The sequence below is a fragment of the Xenorhabdus bovienii SS-2004 genome, from assembly GCF_000027225.1.
Classification (GTDB): domain Bacteria; phylum Pseudomonadota; class Gammaproteobacteria; order Enterobacterales; family Enterobacteriaceae; genus Xenorhabdus; species Xenorhabdus bovienii_C.
The window spans coordinates 1,787,605-1,801,600 of the sequence record NC_013892.1; the positions used below are offsets into that span (position 1 = coordinate 1,787,605).

General features: G+C 45.3%; 13 protein-coding genes, 1 tRNA gene and 2 pseudogenes. 5 read left to right on the forward strand and 11 right to left on the reverse strand.

The window, feature by feature from the left end; genetic code table 11:
• Positions 1 to 320: 320 nt before the first annotated feature.
• The gene (locus XBJ1_RS07835; protein ID WP_012988324.1) at positions 321 to 1,295 is read left to right on the forward strand and encodes a methyltransferase; all 975 of its coding nucleotides are present in this window, start codon (positions 321 to 323) and stop codon (positions 1,293 to 1,295) included.
• Positions 1,296 to 1,364: 69 nt separating this feature from the next.
• On the opposite strand, the gene tsaD is transcribed toward XBJ1_RS07835, so the two are convergent.
• Complete coding sequence (gene tsaD, locus XBJ1_RS07840; protein ID WP_012988325.1) at positions 1,365 to 2,402, reverse strand: tRNA (adenosine(37)-N6)-threonylcarbamoyltransferase complex transferase subunit TsaD; 1,038 nt, start codon at positions 2,400 to 2,402, stop codon at positions 1,365 to 1,367.
• Positions 2,403 to 2,830: 428 nt separating this feature from the next.
• On the opposite strand from tsaD, the gene rpsU reads away from it, so the two are divergent.
• The 3 genes from rpsU to rpoD all read left to right on the forward strand — a co-directional run bounded on the left by rpsU (position 2,831) and on the right by rpoD (position 7,017).
• On the forward strand, positions 2,831 to 3,046 hold the full coding sequence (gene rpsU / locus XBJ1_RS07845; protein WP_001144069.1) for a 30S ribosomal protein S21: 216 nt from the start codon (positions 2,831 to 2,833) through the stop codon (positions 3,044 to 3,046).
• Positions 3,047 to 3,161: 115 nt separating this feature from the next.
• Complete coding sequence (dnaG, locus tag XBJ1_RS07850) at positions 3,162 to 4,910, forward strand: DNA primase (protein WP_012988326.1); 1,749 nt, start codon at positions 3,162 to 3,164, stop codon at positions 4,908 to 4,910.
• A gap of 256 nt (positions 4,911 to 5,166) precedes the next feature.
• Positions 5,167 to 7,017: an RNA polymerase sigma factor RpoD gene (gene rpoD, locus XBJ1_RS07855; protein ID WP_012988327.1), complete on the forward strand. Its 1,851-nt coding sequence runs from the start codon at positions 5,167 to 5,169 to the stop codon at positions 7,015 to 7,017.
• A 52-nt stretch (positions 7,018 to 7,069) separates the two neighbouring features.
• Here the strand turns inward: rpoD and XBJ1_RS07860 are convergent, their stop codons facing one another.
• Positions 7,070 to 7,852, reverse strand: coding sequence for a GNAT family N-acetyltransferase (locus tag XBJ1_RS07860; protein ID WP_012988328.1), 783 nt, complete (start codon positions 7,850 to 7,852; stop codon positions 7,070 to 7,072).
• Positions 7,853 to 8,133: 281 nt separating this feature from the next.
• On the opposite strand from XBJ1_RS07860, the gene XBJ1_RS07865 reads away from it, so the two are divergent.
• Positions 8,134 to 8,209, forward strand: a tRNA-Ile gene (locus tag XBJ1_RS07865).
• A gap of 101 nt (positions 8,210 to 8,310) precedes the next feature.
• Here the strand turns inward: XBJ1_RS07865 and XBJ1_RS07870 are convergent.
• The 9 genes and pseudogenes from XBJ1_RS07870 to XBJ1_RS07910 all read right to left on the reverse strand — a co-directional run bounded on the left by XBJ1_RS07870 (position 8,311) and on the right by XBJ1_RS07910 (position 13,995).
• Positions 8,311 to 9,144: a DUF4942 domain-containing protein gene (locus tag XBJ1_RS07870; protein WP_012988329.1), complete on the reverse strand. Its 834-nt coding sequence runs from the start codon at positions 9,142 to 9,144 to the stop codon at positions 8,311 to 8,313.
• A 113-nt stretch (positions 9,145 to 9,257) separates the two neighbouring features.
• Entirely contained in the window at positions 9,258 to 9,578 is a 321-nt protein-coding gene (locus XBJ1_RS07875) for a TA system toxin CbtA family protein (RefSeq protein WP_012988330.1), read from the reverse strand.
• A gap of 36 nt (positions 9,579 to 9,614) precedes the next feature.
• A pseudogene (locus XBJ1_RS07880) lies at positions 9,615 to 9,939 on the reverse strand (type IV toxin-antitoxin system YeeU family antitoxin).
• A gap of 32 nt (positions 9,940 to 9,971) precedes the next feature.
• Positions 9,972 to 10,442 (reverse strand): RadC family protein, encoded by a 471-nt coding sequence (gene radC, locus XBJ1_RS07885; protein WP_012988333.1) that lies wholly within the window; start codon positions 10,440 to 10,442, stop codon positions 9,972 to 9,974.
• 65 nt (positions 10,443 to 10,507) lie between these two features.
• A pseudogene (locus tag XBJ1_RS07890) lies at positions 10,508 to 11,307 on the reverse strand (DUF932 domain-containing protein).
• A gap of 96 nt (positions 11,308 to 11,403) precedes the next feature.
• The gene (locus tag XBJ1_RS07895) at positions 11,404 to 11,862 is read right to left on the reverse strand and encodes a hypothetical protein (RefSeq protein WP_012988334.1); all 459 of its coding nucleotides are present in this window, start codon (positions 11,860 to 11,862) and stop codon (positions 11,404 to 11,406) included.
• A 24-nt stretch (positions 11,863 to 11,886) separates the two neighbouring features.
• The gene (locus tag XBJ1_RS07900) at positions 11,887 to 12,360 is read right to left on the reverse strand and encodes a hypothetical protein (protein ID WP_012988335.1); all 474 of its coding nucleotides are present in this window, start codon (positions 12,358 to 12,360) and stop codon (positions 11,887 to 11,889) included.
• A 20-nt stretch (positions 12,361 to 12,380) separates the two neighbouring features.
• Complete coding sequence (locus tag XBJ1_RS07905) at positions 12,381 to 13,070, reverse strand: WYL domain-containing protein (protein ID WP_012988336.1); 690 nt, start codon at positions 13,068 to 13,070, stop codon at positions 12,381 to 12,383.
• A 40-nt stretch (positions 13,071 to 13,110) separates the two neighbouring features.
• The gene (locus XBJ1_RS07910; protein WP_012988337.1) at positions 13,111 to 13,995 is read right to left on the reverse strand and encodes an IS982 family transposase; all 885 of its coding nucleotides are present in this window, start codon (positions 13,993 to 13,995) and stop codon (positions 13,111 to 13,113) included.
• Between the last annotated feature and the right edge of the window lies 1 nt (position 13,996).

A 13,996-nucleotide genomic window follows, 5' to 3' on the forward strand; every position in this document is an offset into this window, starting at 1 on the left:
CTGCCTACCTTTTCCATTAAAGTGATTCTGAAAAGCACCGCCCTATATCTGTAGCCTGTTCAATTGTCGTTAGCAGCCCTTATCCAAAAAGGAAATGATCTGCCATACTTATTTAAAACAACCTCTTTTATTTAATAAGAAACAATATTTTTTAATCACATAAAAACATTTAATCATACTTAATTAGTGAATATGATGATATCCGCCATTTTTATATTAAATAAAAATGGCGGATATCAATATTATCTGATAGGCATATCAAAAATAATTACCACATAAATTAATAATAGTTACAATAATTACCATAAGGACACCCAATAATGCTTACAGAAATGACCACTGTCTATCGTAAATCTATTGCACTGTATACTTTTGTTGAAAGTAATGCCCCGACATATTTAAGCACTCAAGATGGAAAAACCGCAGAGCAACTTGCTAAACTATGTCATGTTTCCGTCGATAGATTTCACCGACTACTCAATTATATGCGTTCACTTGGTGTATTACTGGAAAAAGATGATAAATTTTATCTTACCGAACAGTGCTCATCATTAAGTGATCCTAATAGCCTTGAGACATTGCATATAAAATTTGAATTAGATTCAATTAATTGGAATTCTTGGGCAAAATATAATGCTTCCTTAAATAAAGAAAATAATAAATCGGCTTTTGAAATTAATCATCATGAAAAATTTTTTGATTATTTTGGTCATGAGAAGAATAAAATCCTTAAAGATAACTTCGATAACTTAATGTCAAAAGTGACCAATATAATGAATGAATATATTATTGAGCACATTCCGCTACATAATATTTCATCAGTCATTGATGTCGGTGGCGGATACGGCGCTTTAGCAAAAAGAATAAAAGAAAATTATCCCAATATTAGATGTGCTGTCATGGATCAGTATGATTTTATCAAACAAGAATCAGAGGGAATTACCTTTATTAATGGTGATTTCTTTTCCGCTATTCCTTCAGGATATGATGCCTATTGCATGAAAAATGTTTTACATAATTGGCCAGATGAACGTGTCACTGACATTCTAAAAAATTGTCATCAAGCCATGCACAAAGATTCGACTCTATATATTATCGATATGATTAAAGAACAAAGTAATGCAGAAGCAGAATCCTTTGATTTATACATGGATGTTCTTTTATTAGGTAAAGAACGGTATCAATTCGAATTAGAAGCACTGGTAAAACAGGTTGGGCTCACCATCACTAACATATACAAAATAGGCGGTTCTAAAACAGGAGGACCACAATATGTTATTGAAATTAAAAAATAAATAATTAACTAATACTCGATACAATGATCGCTAAAGTTTAGCGATCATTGGCGTAGCCACGTGGTATTTTCACTTTTTCAAAGGAGGGAGATCAGCCAGAGGCCAGCGTGCTTTGACTGTCACACCCAGCGCACTTTCAGTGCTGCCTTGCAGACGCATCATACCAGCAAGAGCGATCATTGCACCATTATCGGTACAGAATTCAGGGCGAGCATAGAAAACTTCTCCCCCCAGCTTTTCCATCACTTCCTGCATTTTGGTACGCAATGTCCGGTTTGCACTAACACCACCTGCCATCACTAAACGTTTAAAGCCCGTTTGTTCCAGTGCTCGCTTACACTTGATCGCCAGTGTATCCACAACCGCATCTTCAAAGGCCCGGGCAATATCCGCTTTGGTTTGTTCATCTTCGCCGGAATCATGACCATGAATATGATTGCGAATCGTATTGGCGGCGAAAGTTTTCAAGCCAGAGAAACTGAAATCCAGCCCTGGACGATCCGTCATTGGGCGCGGGAAGACAAAACGCCTCGCCTCGCCATGCTGTGCCATACGAGCAAGTACAGGCCCGCCCGGATAATCCAGCCCCAGTAATTTTGCCGTTTTATCGAATGCTTCACCTGCTGCGTCATCGATAGATTCACCTAACAGTTTATACTCACCAATACCGGTCACACTGATCAGTTGAGTATGCCCGCCAGAAACCAGCAATGCGACAAAAGGGAACTCGGGCGTATTTTCTTCTAACATCGGTGCCAGCAAGTGGCCTTCCATATGGTGTACAGGAATAGCAGGAACATTCCACGCAAAGGCCAATGAGCGACCGATGGTTGCCCCAACTAACAGCGCCCCCACCAAACCTGGGCCTGCGGTGTAAGCGACAGCATCAATATCTTTGCTCGTCAGACCGGCTTCTTTCAACGCAGCCTGAATCAGGGGAACCGTTTTACGAATGTGGTCACGGGACGCCAGTTCAGGCACGACACCACCATAATCCGCATGCAGCTTGACCTGACTGTACAATTGATTGGCTAGCAGACCGGTTCTGTCATCATAAATTGCGATTCCGGTTTCATCGCAGGACGTTTCTATACCTAAAACTCGCATTGAACTATTTGTCTCGTCACTGTTTGTTTAGTTGCCATTTGCAACTATTCTATTCGCATATACTGTATTCCCCTAAACGGGCGTCAGTGTACCATCATCTGTGTGTAACCACATCTGTCTAATCACATCAACTGCACCTCCATAAAGGTGGATAAATCTGTCTCTATTTACATGCTGACTATTTTTTCTGTTTAGTCTATAATCAGTCCCCTACTTGAATATCCTGTGTGGTTAATGTTAATAACGCTAGCGCCGACTTGCTTGTTGATGTGCTGAAAATCAAGCTGCAATCCGTGGCGTTGTGTGTTTCAATTTGCCTCGGCACTTTACAAAGCCGTGTTCATTGAAGTAAAATTCCGCACCATTTTAAAGACGGCTGGCACTATCCCGCCAGCGACAAACCCGATTTCTATTGAGGTGAGAGGCACATGCCAGTAATTAAAGTACGTGAAAACGAGCCATTCGACGTAGCACTGCGTCGCTTTAAGCGTTCTTGCGAAAAAGCAGGCGTATTAGCAGAAGTTCGTCGTCGTGAATTCTATGAAAAACCAACGACTGAACGCAAGCGCGCTAAAGCTTCTGCTGTTAAGCGTCACGCTAAAAAACTCGCTCGTGAAAACGCACGCCGCACTCGTTTGTACTAATCCTTGCGGTCTATCCGCATAGTGGTTGTATTAACAAACTACTGCAGTTAAAGGCCGTGCTTTCCCCAAAGGAAGCGCGGCTTATTCTCGTTCATCAACAGGCGTAAAAGGGCTTATGGCTGGACGAATTCCACGCGCATTTATCAATGATTTATTAGCAAGAACCGATATCATTGATTTGATCGATATAAGAGTGCCTCTCAAAAAGAAAGGCAAAAATCATCAAGCGTGTTGTCCTTTTCATAACGAAAAAACCCCTTCATTTACTGTTAATGCTGATAAACAGTTTTACCATTGCTTTGGTTGTAGTGCACATGGAAATGCCATTGATTTTCTGATGAATTATGACAGGCTCGATTTTGTCGAATCTATCGAAGAACTGGCGGCTATGCACGGGTTAGAAGTGCCCTATGAAGCAAACTCAGGCGGCGGTCACATCGAACGCCACCAAAGACAAAACCTTTATCAGTTGATGGATACGATAAACAGTTTCTATCAACATTCACTGACGACGCCCAACGGCCAATCAGCCCAACAATATTTACTCAGACGCGGGCTCAGTGAAGAGATCATCCACCGCTTCGCCATCGGCTTTGCTCCAACGGGGTGGGATAACGTCCTGAAACAGTTTGCCCATAATGCGGAAGAGCGAAAGCAGTTAAACGACGCGGGAATGCTGGTCACAAACGACAATGGCCGCACTTATGACCGTTTCCGCGAGCGTGTGATGTTCCCAATCCGCGATCGTCGGGGTCGTGTGATTGCATTCGGTGGCAGGGTACTGGGAGATGCGCTTCCCAAATACCTGAACTCACCGGAAACAGAGATTTTTCATAAAGGCCGACAGTTATATGGCCTTTATGAAGCACAACAGAACCACAATTCCCTTTCAAGGCTATTGGTGGTTGAAGGTTATATGGATGTTGTCGCACTGGCTCAATTTGGCATTGACTACGCTGTGGCTTCGTTAGGAACATCTACGACTGCCGAACACGTCCAGTTACTTTTTCGAACAACCGATAATGTCGTCTGTTGTTACGATGGAGACCGTGCAGGCCGTGATGCTGCCTGGCGAGCGCTGGAAACGGCGCTGCCCTATTTGAATGATGGTCGGCAATTACGTTTTATGTTCTTGCCTGATGGCGAGGATCCAGATTCACTGATTCGCAAAGAAGGGCGTGAAGTATTTGAGCAAAGAATGGAAAAGGCACTGACTTTGTCTACATTTTTGTTCGAATCACTGTTACCACAGGTTGATTTGAGTACCCCGGAAGGAACGACCAAGATCAGCTCGCTTGCTATGCCGTTGATCAGTCAAGTCCCGGGAGAAACACTGCGACTCTACCTGCTGCAAGAACTTGGTAACCTGTTAGGAACACCTGATACAACACAATTGGAACGATTTTTGGCAAAACTTGTCAAAAAAGATACCAGTACCTATCAGGCGCTAAAACTGAAGCCAACAACAATGCGTATCTTGATTGCATTGTTGGTGCAAAATCCGCATTTAGCGACATTAGTTCCTTCATTACAAGGATTGTTTTCAGTTCAGATAGCGGGATTACCGTTATTCATTGAGCTTGTCGACACATGTCTTGCACAACCTGGCTTAACAACCGGGCAACTTTTAGAGCAGTATCGCGATAATAAGTACGCAAAACAGCTTGAAAAGCTCGCCGCATGGAACGATATACAGGTAGATGAGATTGCTGAAAAAACTTTTAGCGATGCGCTGAATCATCTTTTCGCATCAGCGCTTGATGAACGTTTCAGCTTTCTGATTGCCAAAGAAAGAACAGAAGGCCTGACACCAGAAGAACGTGAAGAAGTCAGATTAATCACAGAGTCCGGTGACAGAAAATAAGAGCCTATCTCAACAGGACTATATTACTCGGTTATATGGCAATTTGTGATTATTGCAATATAGCCTGATGAAATAGGTTCTAAACCAAAATTTAGTACGAAGACACAGAATTCACGGCTTAAATGCCGCATTAGGTAGGGTCATAGCCCTACGGTTGCCTCTATTAAAGAAAGCAGCAATACAAGAAAACTTATTGTTGGCATATTTGTTTCGCCGACCGATACCAACCAATACTCTGAAGTGTGGATACCGTCTTATGGAGCAAAACCCGCAGTCACAGCTAAAGCTACTTGTCACCCGAGGTAAGGAGCAAGGCTATCTGACCTATGCTGAGGTCAATGACCATCTGCCGGAAGATATCGTCGATTCTGATCAGATAGAAGATATCATCCAAATGATCAATGACATGGGCATTCAGGTAATGGAAGAAGCACCTGATGCTGATGATCTCATGTTGGCAGAAAACACAAACGACACCGATGAAGATGCGGCAGAAGCTGCTGCTCAGGTGTTATCCAGTGTCGAGTCAGAAATCGGACGCACCACCGATCCGGTTCGTATGTATATGCGTGAAATGGGTACGGTTGAGCTACTGACTCGCGAAGGTGAGATTGACATTGCAAAACGCATTGAAGATGGCATCAACCAAGTACAGTGCTCTGTCGCCGAATATCCTGAAGCGATCACATATTTGCTGGAGCAATACGACCGCGTAGAAGCAGGCGAGTGCCGTCTGTCTGATTTGATCACTGGCTTCGTTGATCCTAACGCAGAAGAAGATCTTTCACCGACAGCTACTCACATTGGCTCAGAACTTCCTCAGGCAGAGCTTGATGACTCTGACGACGATGATGACGAAGAAAGTGAAGACGATGCTGACAGCGAAGATGATAACAGCATCGATCCAGAATTGGCTCGCCAAAAGTTTCAGGAACTGCGCGACCAATATGAAACGACCCGTCAGTCAATCAAGAGTTACGGTCGCAGCCATCCGAATACCGCAGCAGAAATTTTAACGCTGTCCGAAGTATTCAAACAATTCCGTTTGATACCGAAACAGTTCGATTATCTGGTCAACAACATGCGTTCCATGATGGATCGTGTACGTCTTCAAGAGCGTCAAATCATGAAGATGTGTGTTGAACTGTGCAAAATGCCGAAGAAAAACTTCATCACACTGTTCTCTGGCAATGAAACGACTGATACTTGGTTCACCGCAGCAAAAGCGATGAACAAGCCGTGGTCTGATAAATTGTCAGAAGTTGAAGACGATGTGATGCGTAGTTTGCAAAAGCTGCGCCAAATTGAAGAAGAAACCGGCCTGACTATTGAGCAGGTCAAGGATATCAACCGTCGTATGTCCATCGGTGAAGCCAAAGCTCGCCGTGCGAAGAAAGAGATGGTTGAGGCCAATTTGCGTCTGGTTATTTCGATTGCGAAAAAATATACCAACCGTGGCCTGCAATTCCTCGATCTGATTCAGGAAGGTAATATTGGTCTGATGAAAGCGGTTGATAAATTTGAATATCGCCGTGGTTACAAATTCTCAACTTACGCAACATGGTGGATCCGTCAGGCAATCACGCGTTCTATCGCTGATCAGGCTCGTACCATCCGTATCCCGGTACATATGATTGAAACCATCAACAAACTCAATCGTATTTCCCGTCAGATGTTGCAGGAAATGGGTCGAGAGCCTTCACCGGAAGAGCTGGCAGAACGTATGTTGATGCCAGAAGACAAGATCCGTAAGGTGCTGAAAATCGCTAAAGAGCCAATTTCAATGGAAACACCAGTAGGTGATGATGATGATTCACATCTGGGGGATTTCATTGAAGATACCACATTGGAGCTGCCGCTGGATTCTGCAACATCAGAAAGCCTGCGTTCTGCCACCCACGATGTGCTGGCTGGGCTGACTGCGCGTGAAGCGAAAGTGCTGCGCATGCGTTTCGGTATCGATATGAACACCGACCATACACTGGAAGAAGTGGGTAAACAGTTTGACGTAACCCGTGAGCGTATTCGTCAGATCGAAGCGAAAGCCCTGCGGAAACTGCGTCACCCGAGCCGTTCAGAAGTACTGCGCAGCTTCCTTGATGACTGATCAGGGAATGTGCTCATAAACTTAAAAAACGTCTGTTCCGACAGGCGTTTTTTTATGACTCACGGATAAATCCCTGATATTCAAATAATGGCTTAAACCCAATCCTTTGATACAGCGCATTACCATCATGGGAAGCATCCAGATAACACGCGCCTGCACCATACTGTTTGGCCTCATGCAGAACATAATTTATTAAAGCAGAGGCATATCCCTTTCCCTGCTTTCCCACGACTGTGCCAATATCATCAAGACGAACAATATTATCCATCCTCGACAACGTTAAAGCACAAAGCGGCTGCCCATCCACATATAATGCATAGTGTTGCAGACATTTCCCTGCATCCAAAGCAGCCTGATGACATATCTGGTATTGCCCTGATAACATACTCCCTGTTTCAAACGCACTTTCTATCGGGATGGCCCAGTCTGCCAGACAGTGATCAACGTTTCTGATTTCATACGCCAAAAATGCCCCCTCGCCCATCTGCCAATTAGCCAAATCCAGCCACATAGCCGTCGTAGTACCATCAGGATCGGGCACAAATCCGGCCTGTTTGATCACTTCCAGAGTTTTGCTGTCAGGCTCCACGGCAAAAATACCAAAAGGGACACTTACACTTTCATCCATCAACTGAATAGCCATTTTTAGCACTTCTTCTGTTTTCATCTGACCATCTGTCACTAACAAAAAATTTAAAGCATAAGTTCCAAGCCCAGTCACATAGGCTCGAACATGCTCACTGATATGCGCATGCATCTGGCTGATAGATGAAAAGAATTTATCTTCTATTTGATGATGGTCAAAAATAGCCGCTGACAAATGATGTCTGTTCATATTGATTCACAGAAATATTTTTATAGAAAGTGATGAGAACGGATGAAAATCAATGGAAAGCAAAAAAAAGAGCCTGGAACTCTGTTAGAGTACGACAAAGTACGATAAGCAATCAAAATAATTTATCAAAAAACGACCGGAATCACTAAAAACCAAGTGAGTTTACCACTAAACGGTTAAATTACGTTAAAAGTCGCTGATTATTGAACATAAAACGCGCATATGAATTTTCGGGACTAGACCTGAACCCAAACTGTACCGTATAATTCTCCCACTTCACTGGCCCCTTAGCTCAGTGGTTAGAGCAGGCGACTCATAATCGCTTGGTCGCTGGTTCAAGTCCAGCAGGGGCCACCAAATAAAACAAGGAGTTAGATGATAAATCATCTGACTCTTTTTTGTTTTATACGAATCGGGTCAGGTAATGGGTCAGGTAAGGAATTACCTCCCTGCCCTCTTCATCTCGCTGCCAGCATCCCCGGATAGTGCTTCGCCACAATATCATTCATCTTTTCTGTCAGATCACACCGCTTAAAAGTGATGTGCGCGGTTCCTTTCTGAAAATAACGGATACTGAAGAAACCATCTTCGTAGACATCCTTCGAAGGGTTGTCCCGAATATGCTCCATCAACCGTGTAGTGACATCGCCACGGTTGTCGGGTATCGGTTTACCATCCAGCAGAAACAGCATTCGCTCCAGGTCCGCCAGTTGATCCCGCCGCCAACCCCAGTTCAGACTAAATCCCCAGCGATTGTGACTTACCAGATTATTGATGATGATCTTCTTACCGAAGTTGCAGGGACTATTGGTTTTGTAATCCCACGACAGGCCTTTGAAGACGTTGATGATGCCACGTTCAAAGACATCCATTTTGTTCAGATGTAGCTGCTCAAAAGTACTGAGGATATTCGCCTCGCTGATGGCAGGAAGGTCGCCCTCCTCCAGGTTCTTGTGCCACTGGTCGCGAGCCTGTGCATCCATCAAGGCCATCATGCCGGACTTCAGCATCAAATCGCACCAGATACTGCGGTCAATATTGCGGGTGACGGCAGGCATCGCTTTATCAACCTTCTCAGTCAGCCAGCTATCGTAGCGGTGCACGGACTTCATCGCCCAATCTTGCGCTGTGCCACCGCCAATTTCTGAGGTTAGCCGTGAAATGGCATCAAGCTGCTGAATAAGTTGTTCTATCTGTTTCAGTGCGGCATCGCGGCCAGTGACCACACGTTCGATATTGGTCGAAAGGATAAGTTCGTTGTGATCTGTTAACACGTCGGGTTCTGTTTGCATCGTTAATCGTCCATAAAAGCAAACACGCCTGCCAGGAGTGGCAGGCGCATTATGCTCTGAATAAAAAAGGTGGGAAGTTCAGAGGTAACAATCAGGAATGAGGCTCGAAGAATTCAGGTATTTATTAAGCCCGTTGCTCGCCTGGCTCTGAGAATATCGGCGGCGGTCAGGAACGGCGTCTGTTCCTGCCAGGTGAATCCCTTGCGGTCGATGCGTACCAGTTCATAACGTTCCACGAGAAAATTCACCGCATCAGCAAGAGTGATACCCGCCTCGATATGTTCCTGGATGGCTGAATCATCGTGGAATGGCGTGTCGTTGAGTGTGAGGCCGTAATGGTGTTCCAGTAGATACGTTAACAGTTGTTGCCACACTTGGACGGGAGACAGGCGTGATGAAACCGGCACCGTGGCCGGTACAGTTGAGGTTTGCATGATTAGAACCCTGAGAAAAGAAGAAGAGAGAAGGTGTTACGGGGTCGGATAAATAGAAATGTAAACGTAACCGCAGCTACCACGGGTATCAGCTATACAGGTTAAACTCGCAAGTTGAATGTTCACCTGACGTTGCTGATGTGGATTTAGTTCGCCAGCACGCAGCATATCTTCCAGTTGTTCTACAAACAGCGGGAAAGCCAGATCTAATTTCTTCAGGTGTATCGGGCTAAAGCTCCCCCGTAAAACCAGCCCTGTCAGCCAGGTAATGCAGACGCTTGCCCTCCTGTACCAGCCTTGCGCCAAAGCGGGGGGTAATATCACTTTGCAGTCCCCATTGGGGAGAATCAGATAACGACATAACAGTTTCCTTTTAATGATATTTTGCCGGACCTACAGCCAACCGCGCTCTGCAAATGACATCACGTCATCCCCTACCACGAGGTGATCCAGCACACGCACTTCGACCAAGGCCAGTGCACTCACTACCCGCTTTGTGATGTGCCGATCTGCCTGGCTGGGCTCCATTTCGCCGGATGGATGGTTGTGGGCCAGAATGACCGCAGCGGCGTTATGGCGTAGAGCCGCTTTGACCACTTCGCGAGGATGTACCTCCGTATGGCTGAGCGTGCCGGTAAACAGCGTTTCACGCTCCAGCAAACGATGCTGGTTATCGAGGTACAGGACGATAAAGATTTCCCGCTCAAGGCCCGCCATTTGCAGCTGCAGCCAGGTTTTAGTGACGCTGGTTGAGGTAAACGACTCTCCCGGCTGGCGCTGATATTTCTCCAGCAGACGCAGGGCTCGACGGATAATGCGTTGTTCGTTAACCGGAAAAACGGGAGATAATGCGATTTCGGACATCACAGTTCCTTAAAACATAATGCCCCGCCGGTTTATTGGCAGGGCATGAAAGATAATTAAAAGGTTCATGAAGCAAGCTGCAACATATTCTCAGCCATCACCCACAGAGCACGGTTAAGCTTCACATCACCGTCGATACCTTTAACAGCGCGTGTATGGGCACGTTTGCCTTTGGTGGTTCGTCCAGACAGACCGCCTTTAATCAGGTTTTCCTGAATGCGCTGATAAGTGGTCCACAGGTCGTTACTTTCATCCTGCCAGCGGCGTGGGGATAGGATTTGCGATTCCGTCACCGGCTGATGCTCTTCACCAAAGCGATAGGTTAATGCTGCTTTCGCCATCGCCTGCTGTGCTGGCGGCGATAACATTAGCGATTGCATGGCATCGCGCTTCTCTTCTACTCGGTCAAATATCCCCAGTACTTCGTAAGCCCCTTCAATGACTTTCTCCACCACATTGCCTTTATGCGGCACCCGCAAATCAGTCCATTTTGGCAAACCGATCTAAATAGCCCCGGCAGCATTTGGTATGAACTGGAGCCGTCATGACTGTTAAGCAAAATAATTTCCGGTACTTGTTTGCCAGTAATCTGTCCTTCACGCCGCAGGCGCAACATGTGCTTCGTATGTTCGCGTTTGCTCTGGTCACGTACTCGGGTCTGGCATGCAAAGAAAGGCTGGAAACCTTCACGTTGCAAGTTATCTAGCAGGGTGATGGTTGGGATGTAAGTGTATCGGTCGCTGCGGGATTCATGCTTTTCTTCGCTGAACACACTCGGCACATAATGCGCCAGTTCGTCGTGAGTTAATGGGCGGTCGCGGCGTACAACATTAACCGCACCAAAGCGGCTGGCTAATCGGGTCATGATTAATTCCTTTTTTGGAGATTAAAAACGAAGAGGCCATGCTTCCCAAAGGAGGCATGGCCCGTAAGATGGTGGGATGGTTACTTATAAGAAATGTTAACCAGCGATATTTCTGCAACCGCTGAGGTCATCCAGCTCTTTTTCTGTATTCTTAATACCAGGAGTAAAACTTCCTACTTTTTTATCATTAACATAAACATCGAACGTTGCGGCGTGACCAAGGGCATCAATAAACTGAATCCAGGCGTTATCCCCATTTCGCCAGCCCAGCGATGCAGGTAACGGGAACTGTTGATCATCGGTCACAACCGTTATTGTTGTTTTGTCATCGCGTGAGTCCAAGCGAGTACCGTCAGGTAGGTCGATGAGTACATTGTGCTGTAGGATATTCTGCTCATCCGGATTCATGGTGCAGTTAAGGTTAAAAACGACATTTTCCGGGCTGATGATCAGGTATTCAGTTATGCCCTGACCAAAGCCACTGGCCCACATATTAGGAACCGCAAAAGAGGTAATAGGGAATAACAATATGGTAAAAATAGATAGTCTTTTCATATCCAAACCTTAATTCATTATAATTTATTTTGAGTCAGGCCATTTATAACGGAAGACTTCTTTTCCATTATACGGTCCGACCATGTCATCAAATTGAGGTCTTTTACTATTAGGTCTAAAGGTTACTTTCATGCCGGGACTGCACAGTTCCTTGACTGTCACATTAAGTTTAGCATCAGCAGTAATGGTATAACCCGTTGCAATATAATCAGTTAGGATATTCTTGTCACCAGGATTGATCCATCCCCAAACACCAGCTTCGCAATCTTTTAAAGGGGCAGAACGTATCAAGATAAACCCACCTGACGCATCAATTTCAGTTGCTTTGCACATTTTTCTCACCTGCTGATAAGCATTGCACCAAAACCTGTTGCCATCCTTATTGTTGACTGCGGCAGGTAATACACCTTTATAAAGGCTGGATGCCTCCGCTAATTTTGATGTAATTATTCCAGCAGCGATCCCAGATATTAATAACAATAACTTTGTTTTTTTCATTTCATTGTCCTTTTATTTGGTTAAATATTGTTGGTACTAAAGGAAGATATAACGTCTTCGATACACTGAAAGTGTGGTAGTGCCTGAAGAAAATCGGGACGAGAAAGAATTTCGCGCACAGCCATATCCGGGGCAAAACTGTCCTTATTAAGCGTGACAGCCCGTATATCCGCCAGAGGAAACACGGCGATCCGGGCCTGATGCTCACCGGTCAGATACCACTCACGGTCACGCAATACCAGACGATAGGGAGCGAGTCCCGTGCAGCGGCAACCATTACCCAGTAGTGTCACCCTCCGATGTTCCGAAACTGCACTCACCAGTCTGGTAAATACGCCGAGGTCTGGTGATTGCAATAGTGAATCCCCGTTCCAAATAAGGCATGGAGACTCACCCGGCCCGCTCAGAAGTGAACTGACCAGATGGTTGTCCATATCAGGAAACAGCGCTTCAACACCCGACTGACGAGCAAACGTCATCACCGCCAGCTCTCTCTGTCGACCTCCGGACAGCAAGCGACACTGACCTTTGCGATACTCCAGATCCAGATACATCAGACGTTCCCGAAAGTCCCGGCGCAGGGTACGAACCGACACACCAAATTCAGTTGCCAGCTTTCGCAAATCCAGAGTTTCACCCGCCACCAGGCGGCTGATAATTAACGACAGCCTGACGGCAAGCCGGTCATGACGGCGTTCAGCCTGAGTCATGAGACAGGTTCTCCAGTAATATAATTAACCTGAATTCTGGTTAAGCCGTCACTAAGACATCCTTTTCCGAGTGGATAATATTCAGTGACGGTTTATTCTTTTTCAGGCAATAAGCAATCAGTCCGCCCAAAACAGTCAACATGAGCCCTTGTAGACTACGATGGCGTGAGTGCTCTATTTGAGAGATATTTTTTAATTGGTCATTAATCGTTTCTATAATAAAACGCTTTGATAACATCATATTATCCCATGCACTGAGGGCTTTAGCTTTCATGTTATGCCGCTTTTTGGTGATGAACGTCACCCCTGTCTCCGCTAAAGTATCCACAAGGGATTGGCTGATATAGCCTTTATCTCCGTAAAGAGAACCGGTTAATCCTTTTGCTAATTCATGCACTGGCTCGCGGTCATCCACATTGCCTGGCGTGAGTTTGGCTGCCATAATTTCCCCTTGATGATTGACTATCAGATGCAGCTTAAACCCGTAAAACCAGCCCATCGTACTTTTCCCCCGTTTCGCTACCCCGTCAAAAACTTTATGGCGTGGAATACGAATATTATGGCAAACACGGAGATGAGTAGAATCGATAAAAGCGAGTCCTGTGGGTTTTCCTTTTAGATGGGTCAAATAGCTACAAAGAGGAACTAAAACAGAGGAAGCCATCCCGATAAAACGGGTGTAACTGAGTAAGACCGGAAAATCGTTGCGGTGGTATTGCCAAATGAGCCCCAAATAAAATGTTTTGAAATTACGGTGATTTGACATATGAAAAAAAATCAGAATGGTCATGATCTCACTGACACTCATGCGCCCATAACGGCGGCGTTGTCTGTGTCCGTTCTCGATACACTGTTGTTCCCACTGTGGAATGAAAATACGACAAAAATCGTCGACATCACAAAAAAGTTCAACGAATTTATCCATG